The 18,853-nt window shown below is 75.9% G+C and carries 15 protein-coding genes; 3 read left to right on the top strand and 12 right to left on the bottom strand.

The features are described from left to right. Positions 1 to 875: 875 nt before the first annotated feature. From pheA to IHE55_RS14145, 7 genes are all read right to left on the bottom strand, one after another. Positions 876 to 1,814, bottom strand: coding sequence for a prephenate dehydratase (gene pheA, locus IHE55_RS14175; RefSeq protein WP_197992000.1), 939 nt, complete (start codon positions 1,812 to 1,814; stop codon positions 876 to 878). A gap of 584 nt (positions 1,815 to 2,398) precedes the next feature. Further along, positions 2,399 to 3,937, bottom strand: coding sequence for an iron uptake transporter deferrochelatase/peroxidase subunit (gene efeB, locus IHE55_RS14170; RefSeq protein ID WP_197989355.1), 1,539 nt, complete (start codon positions 3,935 to 3,937; stop codon positions 2,399 to 2,401). Beyond that, entirely contained in the window at positions 3,934 to 6,375 is a 2,442-nt protein-coding gene (locus tag IHE55_RS14165; RefSeq protein ID WP_197989354.1) for a copper resistance CopC/CopD family protein, read from the bottom strand. Before IHE55_RS14165 ends, efeB begins: the two co-directional genes overlap by 4 nt. Positions 6,376 to 6,695: 320 nt before the next feature. Continuing rightward, positions 6,696 to 7,265: a copper chaperone PCu(A)C gene (locus IHE55_RS14160; protein WP_197989353.1), complete on the bottom strand. Its 570-nt coding sequence runs from the start codon at positions 7,263 to 7,265 to the stop codon at positions 6,696 to 6,698. A 59-nt stretch (positions 7,266 to 7,324) separates the two neighbouring features. Further along, complete coding sequence (locus IHE55_RS14155) at positions 7,325 to 7,996, bottom strand: SCO family protein (protein WP_197989352.1); 672 nt, start codon at positions 7,994 to 7,996, stop codon at positions 7,325 to 7,327. 262 nt (positions 7,997 to 8,258) lie between these two features. Further along, on the bottom strand, positions 8,259 to 9,005 hold the full coding sequence (locus IHE55_RS14150) for a YcnI family copper-binding membrane protein (RefSeq protein ID WP_197991999.1): 747 nt from the start codon (positions 9,003 to 9,005) through the stop codon (positions 8,259 to 8,261). Between the two features lie 467 nt (positions 9,006 to 9,472). Then, positions 9,473 to 10,360 (bottom strand): hypothetical protein, encoded by an 888-nt coding sequence (locus tag IHE55_RS14145; RefSeq protein WP_197989351.1) that lies wholly within the window; start codon positions 10,358 to 10,360, stop codon positions 9,473 to 9,475. Positions 10,361 to 11,249: 889 nt separating this feature from the next. Between IHE55_RS14145 and IHE55_RS14140 the strand changes: the two genes are divergently transcribed. After that, positions 11,250 to 11,804, top strand: coding sequence for an ATP-binding protein (locus tag IHE55_RS14140; RefSeq protein WP_197989350.1), 555 nt, complete (start codon positions 11,250 to 11,252; stop codon positions 11,802 to 11,804). A 253-nt stretch (positions 11,805 to 12,057) separates the two neighbouring features. Here IHE55_RS14140 and IHE55_RS14135 read toward each other — a convergent pair whose 3' ends face one another. The 3 genes from IHE55_RS14135 to IHE55_RS14125 form a co-directional block, all read right to left on the bottom strand. Continuing rightward, the gene (locus IHE55_RS14135; RefSeq protein WP_232265560.1) at positions 12,058 to 12,408 is read right to left on the bottom strand and encodes a hypothetical protein; all 351 of its coding nucleotides are present in this window, start codon (positions 12,406 to 12,408) and stop codon (positions 12,058 to 12,060) included. Positions 12,409 to 12,612: 204 nt separating this feature from the next. Further along, complete coding sequence (locus IHE55_RS14130; RefSeq protein ID WP_197989349.1) at positions 12,613 to 12,972, bottom strand: hypothetical protein; 360 nt, start codon at positions 12,970 to 12,972, stop codon at positions 12,613 to 12,615. A gap of 224 nt (positions 12,973 to 13,196) precedes the next feature. Further along, positions 13,197 to 14,282, bottom strand: coding sequence for an SMP-30/gluconolactonase/LRE family protein (locus IHE55_RS14125; RefSeq protein ID WP_197989348.1), 1,086 nt, complete (start codon positions 14,280 to 14,282; stop codon positions 13,197 to 13,199). A gap of 415 nt (positions 14,283 to 14,697) precedes the next feature. Here IHE55_RS14125 and IHE55_RS14120 point away from each other — a divergent pair, with 415 nt between their 5' ends. Beyond that, a complete protein-coding gene (locus IHE55_RS14120) occupies positions 14,698 to 15,150 on the top strand; it encodes a MarR family winged helix-turn-helix transcriptional regulator (RefSeq protein WP_232265559.1) in 453 nt (150 codons plus the stop codon). Positions 15,151 to 15,350: 200 nt separating this feature from the next. Here the strand turns inward: IHE55_RS14120 and IHE55_RS14115 are convergent, their stop codons facing one another. Beyond that, positions 15,351 to 16,310: an AraC family transcriptional regulator gene (locus IHE55_RS14115; RefSeq protein ID WP_197989347.1), complete on the bottom strand. Its 960-nt coding sequence runs from the start codon at positions 16,308 to 16,310 to the stop codon at positions 15,351 to 15,353. A 241-nt stretch (positions 16,311 to 16,551) separates the two neighbouring features. On the opposite strand from IHE55_RS14115, the gene IHE55_RS14110 reads away from it, so the two are divergent. Then, on the top strand, positions 16,552 to 17,058 hold the full coding sequence (locus IHE55_RS14110) for an anthrone oxygenase family protein (RefSeq protein WP_197989346.1): 507 nt from the start codon (positions 16,552 to 16,554) through the stop codon (positions 17,056 to 17,058). A 206-nt stretch (positions 17,059 to 17,264) separates the two neighbouring features. Here the strand turns inward: IHE55_RS14110 and IHE55_RS14105 are convergent, their stop codons facing one another. Further along, positions 17,265 to 18,764, bottom strand: coding sequence for an aminopeptidase P family protein (locus tag IHE55_RS14105; RefSeq protein WP_197989345.1), 1,500 nt, complete (start codon positions 18,762 to 18,764; stop codon positions 17,265 to 17,267). Positions 18,765 to 18,853: the final 89 nt, after the last annotated feature.

Genomic DNA, 18,853 nt, shown 5'->3' with positions numbered 1-18,853 from the left:
TGCGGGTGCGGGAAGGGGCGGCAGGGCGTGGGACGGCGAGGGGGGCTGTCCCAGGGGCGGGAAAGTGCCGGAATTGTGCCCAGATGGTCCGGTCAAGGAAATTTTCCGGCATCCCCGAAAAGGGGCATAGGGTGCTTGTCGCGCTGACCCGCCGTGCCGTACTCCCTTGCGAAAGCGACGAGTTGAGAGTGGCGGACCGGGTTCGCGGATGACGCTTGTCCACAGGGGCTGTGGGTTTCCGGTCGGTTATCCACAGGCTGTGTGTGAGTTCTGTGGATTTCGGAATCGATCATTCCGCATTGTTGGGCATGACCGGCGGATTCCTGGGTCAAACCTCACGCACTCGCTCTTTGGGGTGGGGGCGATTAATTTTCCGTGACCCGAAAGGGGTGAACACCGGAATTCGGGTGGTTCCCAGGGTCGGTGGCGGCGGGCGAGGCTGTGGACACACCAGGCTGACCGATGGATGCACTGGGTGAGGAGAGCCGCTCCGCAGGGTGGATCTGTCGACTTGTCCCCAGCGTCGCCCGGATGCCTGTGGATAACTTCACCGTCCTGGGGATAACGCCCGCCGGGCTGGGTGGCTCCGGCCTGCCGTCGCGGCGGCGGAACCGGGCAGGAGGCATCGAGCAGGGCGGAGAGGACGGCGAGGAGGGATGTGGGGCGGAGGAGGACGGAGAAGGGATGGCGAAGGGAAGGCAGGAAGGACGGACGACGGGAAGGGGGCGGGAGCCGGTGCGGACCGGAGCGCGACCGGGGGCCGGTGCGGACGGAGACCGGTGACGTCCGGGGCCGGTGCGGGCGGAGACCGGTGGCGTCCGGGGCCGGTGCGGGCGGAGAGCGGCGGGGTCCGGCGGGGTCCGGGGCCCGCGAGGTCAGGCGGCCCGGCCGTCCTGGCAGCGTGCCACCCACTCCGCCGCCGCCACGAACTCGTCGTCGGAGGTGCCGGGACGCAGCGGCCCGACCATCGACGGGTCCACCCCCGCCCGCGGGTACGAGCCCAGGAAGCGGACCTTGGGGCAGATCCGCTTGAGTCCCATCAGCACCGACGCCACCCGCCGGTCGTTGATGTGACCCTCGCAGTCCACCGAGAAGCAGTAGCGGCCCATCCCCTGACCGGTCGGCCGGGACTCGATCCTCATCATGTTCACGCCGCGCGCCGCGTACTCCTGGAGCAGTTCCAGCAGCGCACCGGGATGGTCGTCGCCGAGCCAGATCACCACCGAGGTCTTGTCGGCGCCGGTCCACGCCGCGGGCCGGGCCGGCCGGCCCACCAGCACGAACCGCGTGACCGCGTTCTCCGCGTCGTGGATCTCCGAGACCAGGGGCTCCAGCCCGTACCGGGCCGCCGCGAACTCCCCGGCGAACGCCGCGTCGTAACGGCCCTCCTGGACCAGCCGGGCACCGTCCGCGTTGGACGCCGCGGACTCCCACTGGGCGTCCGGGAGGTGCGCCGCGAGCCAGTTGCGCACCTGCGGCTGGGCCACCGGGTGTCCGGTCACGGTCTTCACGTCGGCCAGCGCGGTGCCGGGGCGGACCAGCAGGGCGAACGCGATCGGCAGCAGGACCTCGCGGTAGATCATCAGCGGTTCGCCGGTGGCGAGTTCGTCGAGGGTGGCGGTGACCCCGCCCTCCACCGAGTTCTCGATCGGGACCAGGGCGGCGGCGGCCGACCCCGAGCGCACGGCGTCCAGCGCGGCCGGTACGGAGACCATCGGCACCAGTTCGCGGGTGGCCGCCTCGGGCAGCGTCCGCAGCGCGGCTTCGGTGAAGGTGCCTTCGGGACCGAGGTAGGTGTAGCGGCTGACCGACATCACGGTGAGGCTCTCCCTGCGCTGCGATCGGAGGAGGCTCCCACGATACCCACGCAGGGCGGCCCCCGTGGCGCCGTCCGGACCGTAGGACGGGCCCGGTGGACGTAACCGCCGGAGCCCGGAGGGCGCGGTGTCCGGCGCGCTCGGGCGTGCTCCGGCGCGAGGGGCGCGTGAGCGGTGCGACGAGCGGCGTGAGGGGTGCGGAGGGGGGCGTGAGCAGTGCGGCCGGGCGGGTGGGCACGCGGGCGGACCGGGCACGCGCCCCCGGGCCGGGCCCCGGGGTCCGTGCCCTCGGGCCCGGCCCCGGGCTTCGCGCCGGCTCGGCGCCGGGCGCCGCTGCCGGTGGTGGGAGGGGCGGTGGTGGCGGGGGGCGGTGGACGGCCCTCCGGCGGGTGCGCCGTTCCGGTCCCGTTGGCCGCCCCGGCCGCGAGGCCGGGGCTCTCGGGGGAACGGCCCGCAGCCGGACCCGGGGGGCGGGCCGGGGCTTCGGGCGGGATACGGCCACGGGGCCGGGGCCCCGGCACGGAGCGGCTCCGGGGCCGTTCCCCGGGCCGGGCCCGGGCGGGGGCGAGCTCCCGGCCGGGTCAGCCCTCCAGCAGGGCGCGGCCCACGTAGGAGCCCGGTTCCGGGGCCGGCGGTACCGCGAAGAGCCCGCTCGCCTCGTGCCGCAGGAACCGCGACAGCCCGTCGCCCCGGTCCAGCTTCCGCTGCACCGGAACGAAGCCCTTCATCGGGTCCGCCTGCCAGGCGATGAAGAGCAGCCCCGCGTCCGGTGCCCCGTCGTCCAGGAATCCGTCGTGGTACGAGAAGGGACGCCGCAGCATCGCCGCGCCCTGGTTGGACTCCGGCGCCGCGACCCGTACGTGGGCGTCCCCCGCGATGGCCAGCGAGCCCTCCGGCGTCAGCTTCGCCAGGTCCACCGGTGTGGTCTCCGTCCCGCCGGACAGCGGTGCCCCGTCGGACTTGCGGCGGCCGATCACCTTCTCCTGCCGCTCCAGCGACAGGTTGTCCCAGGAGTCCAGCAACATCCGGATGCGCCGGACCACCGCGTACGAGCCGCCCGCCATCCACCCCGGCGACCCGTCGGCGGGGACGAACACCCGCCGGGCGAAGTCCGGGTCGCCCGGCTTGGGATTGTTCGTGCCGTCGACCTGGCCCATCAGGTTGCGGGTGGTCATCGGCCGCGCGGTGGCCCCGGGGCTGCGGTTGAACCCGTTCATCTGCCAGCGCAGCCGGGCGGCGTCACCGGCGTCCCGCTGGACCGCCCGCAGCGCGTGGAACGCGACCAGCGCGTCGTCCGCCCCGATCTGCACCCACAGATCACCGTTGCTGCGCCGGGGGTCGAGCACGTCCGCCGAGAAGTCCGGCAGCGGTGCCAGCGCCTCGGGCAGGCGGGCGGTGAGCCCGGTCCGGCCGAAGAAGGAGCGTCCGAAGCCGAAGGTGACGGTGAGCGAGGAGGGCCCGGCGTCCAGCGCGATCCCGGTGTCCGCGCCACCGGACTGCGGCTCACCCGCCATCAGCCGCTCCGCCGTCGCAGACCAGCGGCGCAGCAGGGCGATGACGGCCCTGCGGTCCACGCCCGGGGCCAGGTCGAAGGCGAGCAGGTGGCCGCGGGCCTGCATCGGCGTGGTGATGCCCGGCTGGTGCCGGTCACCACGGAAGTCCACCGAGGTGGCGCCGACACTGCTGAGCGGCGTCGGCGCGTCCTCGCGCACCACCTCGGCGCCCACCGCGCCCGCCGCACCGCCCACGACCAGCCCGGCGGCACCGGCGGCGCCCGCGGTGCCGAGCAGCCGGCGGCGGGTCAGCGACGGCGGCGCGGGGTCCGGGCCGGGGTCGCCCGCCCGGCGGCCGGCGCGGGGATCGGTCCGGCTGTCCGTCCGGCGGCCGTCACTCCGGCGGTCGTCCGTCCGGTGGTCGTCCGGGGTCCGGCCGGCCGCCGCGGCGACCGGCTTCGGGGCGTCCTGCTTCCGGGCCTCCGCCGGGCGGGCCTTCTTCCCGGCGGCGTCCCGGGAGGGCTGTGCGGGCGGTGTCGTCCCGGTGTTCCGGGCGCCGTCGCGGGCGCCCTCCGCCCGGGGCTGCCCGTTCTGCCGCGGGGTGCGCCGGTTCTTCTGCTGGGTCATGGGCCGACCTTCACGGTCTCGGTCTCGGTCACCTGGTCGATGTCGGAGGTCCGCACGGTCATGGACAGCTGCCACGTGCCGGGTATCGGCACCTGCTGTCCGGTCGTGCTCCAGTGCCCGGTCGAGAGGCGCTTCAGCGCCACCGGGAGGGGGCCGATCTTCTGCTTCGGCTCGGTGAGCGACACCTTCAGCTCCGCCACGTCCACCGGCCGGCCGGCCGCGTCGGTGAGGAAGACGTGCACCTCGTTGTCGCCCTTGCGGGCCGGGTCGAGGGTGATCTCGGCGGTCCCCCGGCCGCTCTTGCTCCCGGTGTCGTACGGGATCTTCACGGTGACCGGGCCGGCGACCGGAGCGCCGCCCCGGGCCGCGGCCTGTTCGGTCTCCGCCCGCCCCGGCTGGGTGCCGGTGAGCACCGTGGTGACCGCCAGCAGCACCACCGCCACGGCCGTCTCGACCAGGACCGAGCGGTGCAGCGCGGCGCGGTGCGGGTCGCTGTCCCGGCGGCGCCGGGAGGCGGTCCGGCGCATCGCGGCGCGCTGCCGCGCCAACTGGGCGGCACGCACCGGGTCGGCGGACTCCTCCGCGCCGGTGCCCGGACCCCCGTCCGGGTTCGGGTCCGGGTCCGCGTCGGGCTCGGGGCTCGTGCCGGCGCCGGAGGCCGTGGTCGTGGCGGTGTCAGGGGCGCCGCCCGGGCCGGCCGGGCCGTCATCGGGGTCCGCACCCGGGTCCGGCCGCTCCCCGCCGGTGCGGAGCGCCGCCACCGGGACCGCCGCCGCCGGTCCGGCCGGGGCGGGTCCCGCCGGGGCCGGTCCGGTGGCCGTCGCCGGTTCCGTCGCGGCCCGCGGTTCCGGGTCCCGACCGGGGGCCGGAGCCGGATCGGCGAGGCGGGCGGTCCAGCGGCGGGAGCCGGCGGCGACGCCCACGAGGACGGCGACCAGGGCCACCTTCACCAGCAGCCACCGCCCGTACTCGGTGTCCGTCAGCGCCTCCCAGCTGCCCACCTGCCGCCAGGACTGGTAGAGGCCGGTACCGGTCAGGACCAGCACGGAGCCGAACGCCGCCCGGGAGAAGCGCCGGACCTGGCCGGCGGTGATCGGTTCACCCGCCCGCAGGGTCACCAGCAGGGCCACCAGCCCGCCCAGCCAGACCGCCACGGCGAGCAGGTGCGCGACGTCGAGGGGCATGGCCAGCCAGGGCTGGATGCCGACGGAGGCGTGCTCGGCCATCGCCCAGGTGGCGCCGAGCCCGGCCGCCACCACCGCGCCGCCGATGGCCAGTCCGAAGGCCAGGTCGCGCCGCGCCTGGGGATCGGCCGTTGGTTCCGGACGCCGCCCGGAACCGGGCTGCCCCGCCGCCGGCCGGCCGGATCCCGCGCGGGCCGGGTCCGTCCCGGCCGTACCCTCGCCGGCCGAACCGTCACCCGCCGATCCATCACCGGCGGTACCGTCGGCCGTACCGTCACCGTCGGTGGAGGCGTCGGCCGTGGCGTCGTCGGGCGCCGTACCGCCGTCGCGGGCCGTACCTCCGCTCCCGGTCGTACCGCCGACGCGGGCGGTACCTCCGTCGCCGGCGGTACCTCCGTCCCCGGCGGTACCGCCGTCGGTGGCGGCCGCCCGCCGGGTGTACGAGCCGAAGAGCACGGCGAGGAACACCGCCGCCGCGCCGAGCAGCAGCAGCCGGGAGAGCAGGGCCGCGCCGGGCTTGGTGGAGAGCACCTCGTCCAGCACGCCCAGGTCGAACGCCGCCCCGATGCCGTCCCCGGCGGCGTACGGCCCGCGCAGCAGCAACAGCAGCAGGGTCGCCGTGAACAGCGTCGCCCAGCCGCCGGCCGCCACCCGTTCCACCGGCCGGGAGGACCGGCACAGCCCGGCGAAGAGCGCCCCGCCGACCAGCAGCACGAAGCCCGCGTAGGCGGCGTACCGGGCGCCGTCGTACAGCAGCTCCACCGTGCCGTCCGGCTCGGCGGTCGCCGGCACCGACACGGTGGTCTTCGACGGCGCGCCGATGGAGAACGTGAAGGCGCCGCCCACCGGGTGGCTGTCCTCCGACACCGCCTTCCAGGCCACCGTGAAGGTGCCGTCCGGCAGCCCGGTGTGCAGCGCCACGGTGGCCGTGGACGACCTGCCGTCCACATGGCCGGGCTCGCCGGCGTCCACCCGCTTGCCCCGCGGGTCGAGCACCCGGATCGAGTCGTCGGAGAGCAGCACGCCCTCGGAGAAGGTGAGGGTCACCCGCTCCGGGGCGGTCGGCAGCACGCTGCCCTCGGCCGGGTCGGTCGAGGTCAGCGCCGCATGGGCGGAGGCCGCGCCGGCGCCGGGCCCGAGCACGCCGAGCAGGGCCAGGAGCAGCGCGCCGACCAGGGCCGGCAGCCGTCGGACGAGCGGGCGCCGGACGACCTGCCGGCCGGCGACCGGTCGCCGGCCGGTCGCCCGCCGCACGACCGGGCGGGCCGGGCCCGCGGCGGCACCGGCCACGGCGGCGCGGCCCGCGACGGCGCAGGTCGCTGCGTCAAAGGTCGCTGCGTCAAAGGGTGCTGCGGCACCGGTCGCGGCAGCACGGGCCGCGGGACCGGCGGCCGCCCCGGTGACGTCACGGCCCGCGGGACCGGTGGCGGCGGGGTCTGCCGGACCGGTGGCCGTCCCGGCGACGGTACGGGCCGCGGGAACGGCGGCGGACCCTGGGGCGTCCGCCGGGGCCGGGGCGTGCCGGGGGAGCGGGCGGCGGGGGGAACGGGCGGGAGGTCATCGGGTGTCGGTCCTCAGTCCGCGGGGCGGTAGGTCGTCGGCTTCACCGGCACATCGACCGAGATCGGCCCGGAGGTGGCGAAGTGGAGGGTGAACCGCACCGTCTCCCCCACCTTCGGCCGGTGGGCGAGCTTCCCGAGCATCAGGTGGCTGCCGCCGCTGGCCAGCCGCAGCTCGCCCTCGGCCGGTACCTCCAGCTCGGCGACCCGGCGCATGGCGGTGCCCTCGGTGGTGTGCAGGGTCACGTCGGGGGAGAGCGGGGTGGTCACCGCGGTCAGCCGGTCGGACGCGCCGCCCTCGTTCCGTACGGTCAGGAAACCGGCGGCCATGTCGGGCATGGCCGGCTGCGGCATGTAGGCGCCGCTGACCGCCAGCTCGGGCCGCCCGCCGGCCGCCTTGCCCCCGCCGTCGTCCGCGGTGCCGCCGTCCTCGCCGGCGCAGGCGGTGAGGACCAGCCCGAGGGAGGTGGTGACGGAGACCGCCGCGGCCGCGTACCACCGCGAGCCCCGGGCTCCACGCCCGGGGCGCGGAGCGGGTGCGGGGCGCGGAGCGGTTGCGGTGTGCGCCGGGCGGCCACCGGCCACCACCCGTGCCGTACGCCGTGCGGCCGACCGTGCCGTGCGCCGCGCCGCTGCCGCCCGGGTCACGGGTTCACGCCCTTGACGATCTTGGGAAGGTCCTTGGCGTAGGTCTCGGAGGTGGTCTCCGTGGTGTAAATCCAGCGCCCCCGGTCGTCCTTCGGGGAGAAGGCGACCACCTCGGCGCCGTGCTGCACGGTGATGCTGCCGTCCTTCTCCTTCTTGGGCTTCTCCACGAAGATGCCCAGCGGACGGGCGGCGGCCTGGATGGTGTCGAAGTCACCGGTCAGGCCGACGAAGTCCTTGCCGCCCTGGCCGTCGAGCCAGGCGCGCATCCGCTTGGGGGTGTCCCGGGCCGGGTCGGTGGTCACGAAGATCACCTGGAGCTTCTCCCGCTCGGCCGGTGACAGCTTGGCCTCCGCGATGGCGATGTTGCTCATCACCAGGGAGCAGACGTCGGGGCAGTAGGTGTAGCCGAAGTAGACCAGCGTCGGGCGGCCCTTGGTCCGCTCCAGCAGGTCGTACTCCTTGCCCTCGGTGTCCTTCAGCACCAGGTCGGGCTTGGACCTGGGGGTGTCGAGGACGATGGCCGACTTCCGCTTGGTGGTGCCGGACACCTCGGCGACGGAGTCGCCGCCGTCCTTGCCGGCACCCTTGTCCCCGCCGTCGCCGCCGCAGGCGGTGAGGGTGAGGGCGGCGGCCGTGGCGGTCAGGGCCGCCAGGATCTTGATGCGCATGTGGTCTTTCTCCGGAATAGATGAGCGTGAGGGGCGCGGGCCGCCCCGGGCGGGGAGGGCGTGCGGGCCGTGAGCCGGCGCGTACGCCCTCCCCGTCGCCGGGACCGCCCCGGACCTCGTACGGGCGGCCCGCCGGGACCGGGACCCCTGCCGGGCCCGGGCCCCTGCCGGGGTGGGCTCCTGTCGGGGGTCCCCGACAGGGCAGGGTCCCCCGACAGGGCCGGGTCCCCTGTCGGGGTGCGGGCCCCGGCGGGCGGTCCGGTCAGGCGGAGCGGCGGCGCAGCGCGAGCGCGCCGAACGCGGTGCCGGCGGCGCCGATCACGATGCCGGCGATCCCCAGCACCCGGGCGGTGGTGTCGGTGCCGTCCTCGTCCCCGCCGTCGGCGGACTCCTCGGCCTTCCCGGCGTCGTCGTCCTTGTCCCGGCCGGCGTCCTCGCCCTTCGCGGCGTCCGAACCGTGGTGGTCGGACCCCTCGGCGGGCTCCACCAGCTTCAGCACCGGGGCCGGGCTCTCCGGCTCCGGCGCGCCTTCCTTCGGCTCCTCGATCCAGCGCACGACCTCCTTGTTGTCGTACGTCTGGAGCGCCTTGAAGACGAGCTGGTCGGCGTCCTCGGGCAGCTGTCCCATGGAGACCGGGAACTGCTGGAAGGTGCCCGGCTCGATGCCCTTGCCGTCGGCGGTCCAGGTGACCTTGCTGACGGCTTCGTTGATCTTCTTGCCGTGGACTTCGAGGGGGGTGTCGAGCTTGGTCCTGGTCACCTTCACGTCCCATCCCGGGACCGGCTGCGGCATCACCGAGGCGAGCGGGTGGTCGGTGGGGACGGTGACCTCCAGCTTGACCGTCGAGGCGTCGTCCCGTTCGTTGGGCACCTTGAAGGTGACGACGCTGTAGCCGCCCTTCTCGGCCTGTCCGGGCTGCACGCCGACGTGGGCGAGGGCGGGGGTGGCGAACAGGGCGACGGTACCGGCGGCGAGGGTGCCGACGACGGCGAGACGGCGCAGACGCATGGCGTTCACGGCATGACTCCTGAGTGGGACGTGACGGATGTGGCGTACGGGGGCGGCGCACCGGGATGCGGGTGCGCGCGGCGGATGGCGGCGGCCTTCCGGCGGGCGGCGCCGCCCGGCATCGGCCGCGGCCGACGGCCCTCCCGTCGCCCGGCTCCGTACGCCCCCGCCCCGGTGCTCCGCTCACCCCCGCCGGCCGTGGTCCGCGTACCGAGCCGCTCGCGGCCCTGGTGGCGCGCGCCGCGCGCGGTGGCGCCGCGCCGTGCCGGGCCCGGAGCGGTACGTCGCGTCCGGTTCCGCCACCGCCGGGTACGTCGTCCCGACGGACGTACGCCGGGGCGCGCGGGGGCGCCGACGGCGCTCGCCCGGACCGTCGCACGCGGTGCGGGCGGCGGGGAACGGCGGGTGGCGGGGCAGGAGTGGAGAGGGGAGGGAGGGGGGCGGGACGGCGGTGGATGCCGTGCCGGTCAGGCCGCCAGGGCGTACCGCGGCGGACCCCGCCGGATCACACTGTGCTGGAGCACCAGCGCACCGGGCGCGGGCCCGTCCGGTGCGTCACGTCGCCGTACCGGCCCGGGGGCGGTCGCCGTCCGGGTCGTCAGTCCCGCGTACAGCAGGCGGACCAGGCGCAGCGCCGCCCGCAGCGGCCGTACGCACACGCCCTCCAGGGAGAGCCGTACCAGCCGCCAGAGCGCGGCCTCACCGCGCCGCAGCAGCCAGCCGGCGACCAGGGCGGCGAACAGATGGGCGAGGAGCATCGCGGGCGACGGCAGCAGCGAGCCCGGCCAGGAGGAGTGCGGGGTGGCGAGGGCCCGCCCGAACCAGGCCGGCCCGTCCATGGCGCCGCCGGCCGCCCCGCCGGTGCCGCCGTGCGCGACGAGGGCGGGGTTGGTGGCCGGGTCGATGCCGGCGGTCCGTACGATCCGCAGCGCCTCGGGGTAGCTCAGTCCGCCGGGGCCCGAGTTGCAGACCATCTTCTCGGCGAGCGCGACCACCCGGCCGTCCGCCCCGGCGACGATCCGCCCGGTGGTGGCCGTGCCGTGCTGGCCCAGGCTGAACAGGGCGTGCAGCCCTAGCTGTCCCAGCGCCAGCCCCGCGGCGATCGCGGGCAGCGAGCGCTCCCGTCCGGCCGAGGCCATGACGACCACGAAGACCGCCACCCCGCCGGCGCCCAGCGTCCACAGCGGCACCGGGGCGCAGGAGGCCAGACCGTGTCCGGCGGCCGAGAGCAGCACACACACCGTGGTGAACAGGGCGGCCCGCAGCAGCCGGAGATCCGTACCCGCACGCAGGACCGGCCCCGGGGGCACGGTGCTCCCCGCGGTGCGGCGGCCGGGCGGCGGAAGGACAGACATGGCTGCGCCATCATCGCACCGGACGGGGCCCGGCCGGACGCCAGGGTCCGCCCGCCCACGCGCCCGCGCGTCCGCGATCACCGCGTCCGCGCACCCGCGATCAGCCCGCCCGGGCACCCGCGATCACCGCGCCCGGGCCCCCGCGATCACCGCGTCCGCGCACCCGCGATCAGCCCGCCCGGGCGGGTACCGGTCGGCCCGCCCGGACGGGACACCGGTCGCACCGCCGGGCCACCGGTGACCGGCCGCCCGGCAACCGTGATGCCCCTCTCCCGTCTGACGCCCGGCGCCTGGCGCCCGGCGTGGGCGCCCCAACCCCGCCCCCGACCGCACGCCCGGCCGGTGCTCCGGGCGACGTCCCGGCCGGGACCCGCCGGGGCGACCCGGGGGCGGCCTGGGTCCGCCGGGGCGACCCGGTGGGTGGGCCGAAGCCGCCCCGGCCGCCGGGACCACCGGCGTGCTTCCGTGCCCGCTGTGACTCGGGGGGAGACCCCTGGAACGGTCACCCGGGCCGGCTCACGACACCGCCGTCGGTGACCCCCGTCCCCGTCGGTGACCGCGGGCGGGTGCGCCACCGCGACCGGCCCGGCGCCGACCACCACCGGGACCGAACCGGCGCCGACCGCCACCGGGCGACGCCCGGGTCCCCGGTGCCCCGAACGACCACCCGGCGCACGGAATCAGAGGCGTGCGCCGGGGTGCGCCGGGAGTGGAAAGGGCGCGGTATATACGCGGATTGCACCCGAACGGCCTTGGCGGGGCCTCATACACCGGGAGCCGGGCGGCGCGCTGCCGCTGAATGAGTGGAGTCACAATCTGCACACGCTTACGGGGCCCATACCCCGGCAATAGGTATCGATAGGTCGAGCCGCGGTCGGGAGGCTGGAGCATGAGCATCTGGTGGTCTCTCCATCTGCGCCGTGAGGCCGCGAGTGTGCCCCTGGCCCGGCGGCTGCTCCTGGGCACCATGGAGGCGGCCGGTGTCGATCCGGAGATCTCCCACGACCTCTCGCTCGCCCTGACCGAGGCATGTGCCAACGCGGTGGAACACGGCGGTGCCGACGAGGCCGGCCGGCATTACCGGGTGACGGCGTACATCGACGGCGACACCTGCCGGATCGAGGTCACCGACTCCGGCCCCGGTTTCCTCGACGCCCCGGCAGCCGACGGCGATCCCGGCCCGGCCGGCCTGTCGTCCCGCCTCCCGGAACCGGCCGGGCCCCCGGCCGAGCTGGAGGTCCGAGTACCCGCCCCGCCCCGCGCGTCCCCGCCCCGCCGGTGTCCCCCCGCCCCGGTCCACGCCGAGCACGGTCGCGGCCTCTTCCTGATCGAGGCGCTCACCGACCACGTCCGCTACCGCAACCGCTCCGGGTGCTCCGGCGCGGTGGTCAGCTTCGACAAGATCCTCAAGTGGCGTGAGGGGGCCCTGCTCAAGGCGTCCTGACCGACGCGAAGGAGGGGAGCCGGGCGCCGACCCGCTGCCGACGACCGCCGCCCGAGCGCGAACCCCGCCGCGCACGAACCTCACTCCGCGCACGAATCTCACTCCGCGCGCGAACCGCACCCCCGTACGAACCCCGCCGCCCCGGCCTGGCGCCTTCCCGGCCGGGACGGCGCCACGACGTCTGCCCGTACCGGTTGTCACGCCCCGGGCGGGGGAAGGCCGTTGGCCGTGCCGGAGTCCTGGCACCCGGGTGTCAGGAGTACGCCTGATTCAGCGCCCAGTACGCCCAGAGGAGTACGGCCAGCGATGCGACGAGGACCACCGTCCCGAGCGTCAGCCCGGCCCGGGCACGCCGGTGGTCCGCTCCCTCGTCACCGCGCATACGCCGCAGGGCGAAGGCGCCGGAGACGACGGCGCCGATCGCGGTGGGCACGACGAAGTAGACGGGCAGGAAGCGGATCCAGTGGGAGACGGTTTCCGGTAACCACGGGCAGAGGAACAGGACGACGGCGAGGACGCCCATCACCAGTGACGTGGTGCCTCTCGTCTTCGGCGGGGCCGTCGTTCCGTCCAGCGGCTCGGCGATCTGCTGTGCTGCGTTCATGGTCCGGAAGCCAGCCGGGGGGCGGAACGCTCCGCTTGGGCGCGGCTACTCAACCGGACGTGAGTAGCCCGGCGGGCCGTTTCCCGGCAACGGGCGGGGCCGGCCGACCGGGACACCCGCGCGGGTGCGGCGCCGCCCCGCCCCGGGCCGGGCGGAACCGGGAGCGCAGGGTGGCGGCGCCGGCCCGGGCACTCGGCGGGTGGTTCAGCCGGAGGCCTGCCCCAGTTGCCAGTACGCCCGGACGATCACGGCCAGCGGAATGACGACGGCGACCGCGCCGAGTACCAGGCCGGCCCGGGCCCGGCGCCGGCCGGAGCGCCCGGTGGCCGGTGGCGTGCGCAGGTCCCGCAGAGCGACGGCGCCCAGCACCATGGCGCAGATCCCGGCGGGAACGATGAAGTACAGGGGGAGGAAGCGGAACCACGGCGGGACCGACTCCGGCAGCGACGGGAAGCCGAGCATCGTCACGGCGGCCGCGCCGACCACCAGTGACGTGGTGCCTCCCGGCTTCTGCGGGGTCCCCGGCTCGCCGGGCGGGCCGGCGGTCTGCTCTGCGGAACTCATGATCGGGAGGCTAGGCGGAGGCGGCGGGCCGGACCTGGGTTCCGCTACCCAAGTGAGCTGAGTAACCAGGCGGACGGTACGGCTCCGCCTCCTGCCGGGGTACCGCCGGTGACGGCCGTCACGGCCGTACGGCGCGTTCCGCCACGGACCGGTACGAAGGGGGCGGGCGGCCGGGGGAACGCCCGCCCACCCCCGTGGGGCGGACCCCGCGCACGGCGTGTGGGTCAGATCCCGTGCACGGCGGCGACCGTGAACGGCGCCTCGGGGGTGCCCGGCCCCATCGGGCCGCCCTTGTCGAACTGGGAGCGGACCACCAGCAGATGCCCGTCGCGGCGGACCAGTGTGGTGGGGACCTGGAGCGCGGGATCGGTCAGCCTGCGTTCCAGGCGGGCGCTCCCGGCGTCGGCGGAGAGCCGCAGCCTGCTGATGGTGTTGCTGCTGTTGTGGGCCACCCACAGGGTGCCGTGGCGCAGCTCCAGCCCGTCGGCGTGCGTGAGGACGGCGCCGTGCAGGTCGACCCGGCTCACGCCGCCCGAGGCGGGGTCCAGCCGGTACAGGCCGCCGCCCACCATGTCCACGGTCAGCAGGTAGCGGCCGGAGGGGTCCGCGGCGATCCCGTTGAGGGCGAAGCCGGGCGGGAGCCCGTCGAGCGCCGCCGCGAGGTCGAAGGCGGTGTGCAGGGCGGCCGGGCGGCCGGTGGCCATGGCCTTCCGCAGCTGTGCCGGGGTGACGTGGTGCACCACGCCGAGCGTGCTGTCGGTGAGGTACGCGGTGCCGTCCGGGGCGAGGGCCACGTCGTTGAGCCACGACCCGGGGCCGGCGGTCTCGAAGCGGGCGAGCAGCCGCCGGGTCCCGGTGGCGTAGACGGACACCCCGCCACGGTCCACCACCCACAGCCGCCCGGCCCGGTCCACCTTCAGCCCGCCGGCGGTCGTCCGGCCGTCCGTACCGGCCGGGAGGAACACCTCGGCGGCCTGCCGGCCGGGGGTGATCCGGTAGATCGTGCCGGTGGTGAAGGAGGAGACGTACAGCGCCCCGGAGCGCGGGTCCGCGCCGATCCCCTCGGGATAGACCCGGTCGCCGGGGAGGACGTACGCGGTGGAGACCCGGGCCCGGCCGGACCGATCGGCCCGGTCGGTGTGGTCGGCGGCCGTCGGTGCGTCGGTCGTCCGCCCGGCAGTCGTACGACCGTCGGTCGTCCGCCCGTCGGTCGGGTGCGGGCCGGTCGCGGCCGGGGCGCTCGGCGCCAGGGTCAGGCCGGCGAGGAGGGCCAGCCCCGCGGCGGCGAGGGTGCGGCGGGCATGCGGCATGGAACGAGATCTCCTGTCTGAAGGACTCATCTCTGTGTGTGCATTCAAACGATAGTAAGAGTTCTAATGATCGACAAGGTGCTTCGGTCAGGGTGCGGCGGTGGGGTCCCGGGCCCCGGGGCCGGAGCGTCCTGGCGGCGAGGGGTGCCCGGCGCCGGCGCGGTACCGACGGACGGCCGGACGGCGCGTGACGGGGGCGTACGGGTGGACGGCGTGTGGGTGCGTACCGAGGGAGGGCGTACGGAGGGCCGGCTGTGGTGCAGGGCCGTACGGGCGGCACGTGGCGCGGGGCGTGGAACGACCCGCACCGAGGGGTACGGCCCGTACCGAGGGGAAGAGCCCGTACGGAGGGGCGCGGGCCGAGGGGGGCGGGCGGGCCGTGGGGGCCGGCCGGGAGGGTCAATACGATGCGGAGATGACGTCGATGCCCGCCTCCGAACGTCTCGGCTCCTACCTCAAGCGCGCCGAGCAGGCCCTCAACGCCACCAAGCACGCCGCTCTCAGGCCGGCCGGGCTCACCGTGCCGCAGTACGCCGCGCTGCTGCTGCTCTCGGAGAACCCGGGCATGTCGGCCGCCGCCCTGGCGCGCGCCTGCGCCGTCACCCCGCCCACCATGAACACGGTGCTGAAGAACCTCCAGGAGCGCGGGCTGGTGGAGCGCACCCCGCACGCCTGGCACGGCAATGTGCTGGAGACCCGGCTCACCGAACGGGGACGCGAGGTGACGGCGGACGCGGACGTCCGGGCGGTGCGGGTGGAACGGGCGCTCGCCGCGGAGTTCACCGAGGAGGAGCGGGCGACCCTGATCGCGCTGCTGGGGCGCTGCGTGGACGTACTGGAGGCGGTCCGCCCGGAACCCGGCGCCTGAGCCCGCCGGAACGCACCCGGCGCCTGAGCCCGTTGGGAGCCCGGTGCCCGGGCCCGCCCGGGGGCGGCGGGCCGGGAGCTGCGGCCCGGCGCCGTGGCGTCCGCCGGGCCGGCCCACGCTCCGCCCGGCCGCGGAGGAGTCCGCGCTCCGCCCGGCGGCGCAGGGGCCCACGCTCCGCCCGGCCCCGGGCCGGCCCGCGCTCAGCCCGGTGCCGGGCGGTCCCCCGCGGCGGTCCCCGTCCGGTACTCCTGCGGGCTCACCCCGCGGACCCGTTTGAACGCGGCGCTCAGCGCGAAGGCGCTCCCGTACCCCACCCGGCGGGCCACCGCCTCCAGGGTGAGGTCCGGTGTACGGAGCAGATCGGCGGCGAGGGCCAGCCGCCAGCCGGTCAGATAGCCCATCGGCGGCTCGCCCACCAGCTCGGTGAAGCGCCGGGCCAGGGCCGCCCGGGAGACGCCCACCGCCGACGCCAGCGCGGCCACCGTCCACGGGTGCGCCGGGTCGTCGTGCAGCAGCCGCAGCGCCCGCCCCACCACCGGGTCGCCCTGGGCGCGGTACCAGGCCGGGGCGCCGGCCTCCGGCCGGGAGAACCAGGCCCGCAGCGCGGCGATCAGCAGCAGGTCCAGCAGCCGGTCGAGCACCACCTCCTGGCCGGGCCGGTCCCTGGCGATCTCCTCTTCCAGGATGGGCAGCAGCGGGGAGTCCCAGGTGTCCGCGGGGAGCACGAGCAGTGCGGGGAGCACCCCCAGCAGCCGCCGGCTGATCTCGCCGCCCACCCGGTAGGTGCCGATGAGCATCACGGTGCCGCCGTCCGCACTCCCGCCCCAGGTCCGCACCCCCAGCTCCATGCGCTCGCACAGGGCGGCGCCGTCGGTGGTGGTGGAGCGCCCGTCGGGGTGGATGACGATGCGCGGCTCGGTGCCCGGGTCGTCGGCGAAGACGTACGGGTCGGGACCCCGGAGGATCGCCACGTCACCCGGCCCGAGCCGGCGCGCCCCGCCCCGTTCCGGGAGCGCCCACGCCGTGCCCCGGCCCATCGCCACCAGGGTCAGCGGCGCCTCGTCCTGGATCCGTATCGACCACGGCGGGTCGAAGACCGCCCGCAGCAGAAACGCCCCCCGCGCCCGCGGCCCGTCGAGCAGGCCCGCCAGTACGTCCATGGCCTCAGCGTAGGCGGCCGGGTCCCGGGAACCGCCCCGGCCCGTCCGTCCGTTGCCGCCCCGCGTCCGCTCCGGCCGCACTCCTCCCGGGTCCGCCCGTGGACGCCCGCGTATGGAACCGAGCGGCTCGGCGATGGGCGGCCGGCGCGCCGCCGGATTGACTGGGGAACCCGGTGGGGAGGCAGGCCGACCGCGCCGGGCCGAACGGATGGGAACACGGCCGAAGGACGGGGGAAGCGGCATGTCGGCGCTGGTACGGGGCGGAACGCTGATCGCGGCGACGGTGGCGACCGGGCTGAGCGCCGGGCTGTTCCACGCCTTCGCCTGCGCGGTGATGCCGGGGCTGCGCAAGGCCGGTGACCGGACCTTCGTGGAGACCATGCAGCGCATCAACGTGGCGATCGTCAACGGCTGGTTCCTCGCCACCTTCCTGGGCGCGCTGCTGCTCACCGGCGCGGCGGTGGTCTGCCACCTCCCGGCCGGTGCGGGGCGGCGGGTGCTGCCGTGGCTGATCGCGGCCCTGGCGCTGTACCTCGCCATGTTCGTGATCACGGTGGCGGTGAACATCCCGCTCAACGACGAGCTGGCCGCGGCCGGGGCGGTGGAACGGATCGCCGATCCGGCGGCGGTGCGCGAGCGGTTCGAGGCGGTGTGGGTGCGGTGGAACACCGTCCGGGCGGTGCTCTCCGCGGCGGCCTTCGCCTGCCTGACCTGGGCGCTGGTGCTGCACGGCCGGACGACGGGGTGAAGGACGGGGGACGACGGCACGCGGGGACGCGGGCCGCCCGGGCACCGGGACACCCGGGACATCCGGGACCCCCGGGGCACGCGGGGCGGTACGGGGCACCGGAGACGGCGCGTACGCGACGCACGAGAATGGACGGGGACGGCCGGGAACCGCTCGGGTTCCCGGCCGTCCACCGCCGGTGCGGGCCGCGGGGCCGCGGGGCCGGATCAGCCCTTGAGGCGGGCCATCCACGCCTCGATCTCGTCCGCGGTGCGCGGCAGCCCGGCGGACAGGTTCCGGTTGCCGTCCTCGGTGACCAGGATGTCGTCCTCGATCCGGACGCCGATGCCGCGGTACTCCTCGGGCACGGTCAGGTCGTCGGCCTGGAAGTACAGGCCCGGCTCCACGGTCAGGCACATGCCGGGCTCCAGCGTGCCGTCGGCGTAGGTCTCCCGGCGGGCGGCGGCGCAGTCGTGCACGTCGAGGCCGAGCATGTGGCCGGTGCCGTGCAGCGTCCAGCGGCGCTGGAGGCCCAGCTCCAGGACCTTCTCCACGTCCATGTCCCCGAGCAGGCCCCACTCGACCAGCCGGGTGGCCAGCACCCGCTGCGCGGCCTCGTGGAAGTCCAGGTAGCGGGCGCCCGGCCGGACCGCCGCGATACCGGCCTCCTGGGCCTCGTACACCGCGTCGTAGATCTTGCGCTGCAGCGCGTTGAAGCGGCCGTTGATCGGCAGGGTACGGGTGACGTCGGCGGTGTACAGGCTGCGCGTCTCCACACCCGCGTCGAGCAGCAGCAGGTCACCGGAGCGCACGTCGCCGTCGTTGCGGACCCAGTGCAGGGTGGTGGCGTGCGGGCCGGCCGCGCAGATGGAGCCGTAGCCGACGTCGTTGCCCTCGACCCGGGCGCGGAGGAAGAACGTTCCTTCGATGTAGCGCTCGGAGGTGGCCTCGGCCTTGTCGAGGACCTTCACGACGTCCTCGAAGCCGCGCACGGTGGAGTCCACCGCCGCCTGCAGCTGGCCGATCTCCCACTCGTCCTTGACCAGGCGCAGCTCGCTGAGGAAGACCCGCAGCTCCTCGTCGCGCGCGGCGGTCGTCTTCTCCCCGAGGGCGGCCTCGATGCCGGCGTCGTGGCCGCGCACGACGCGGACCGGGCCGGTGGCCCCCGCCAGCGCGGCGGGCAGCTCGCGCACGTCCGCGGCCGGGATGCCCAGCAGCTGCTCGGCCTCGGCCAGGCTGTGCCGGCGGCCGACCCACAGCTCGCCCTGGCCGTCCAGCCAGAACTCGCCGTTCTCCCGGTCGGAGCGCGGCAGCAGGTAGACGGTGGCGGTGTGGCCCTCGGCGCCGGTCGGCTCCAGGACCAGCACACCGTCGTGCGTCTGGTCACCGGTGAGGTACACGTACTCGGTGGAGGCGCGGAAGGGGTACTCGGTGTCGTTGGACCGGGTGCGCAGGTTGCCGGCCGGGACGACCAGGCGCTCGCCGGGGAATCGCGCGGACAGCGCGGCCCGGCGCCGGGCGGTGTGCGGGGCCTGCTCGATCGGCTGCAGATCGCGCAGCTCGGTGTCGGCCCAGCCGGACCGCATGTTCGCGGCCAGCTCGTCGGAGACGCCCGGGTACAGGCCGTTCTTCCGCTGCTTGATCGGTGCCTCGTCCTCCGGGGTTGCCAGGGACTCGGCGGTCGGCTCCTCGGTCACGTATTCCTCCTCGAATGGGACCCCGCCCATCGTAGGTGCCGTGGGTGAGCCCCGGTGGGGGGTGTGACGTATCCGGCGAATCCCACCGGGCACGGGGGCGCGGGCCCTGCGCGGGACGC

The organism is Streptomyces pactum, assembly GCF_016031615.1.
In the GTDB taxonomy this organism is placed as follows: domain Bacteria; phylum Actinomycetota; class Actinomycetes; order Streptomycetales; family Streptomycetaceae; genus Streptomyces; species Streptomyces pactus.
Note: the sequence above shows the minus strand (reverse complement) of the source record. Positions and strands in the feature narration are given on the sequence as shown.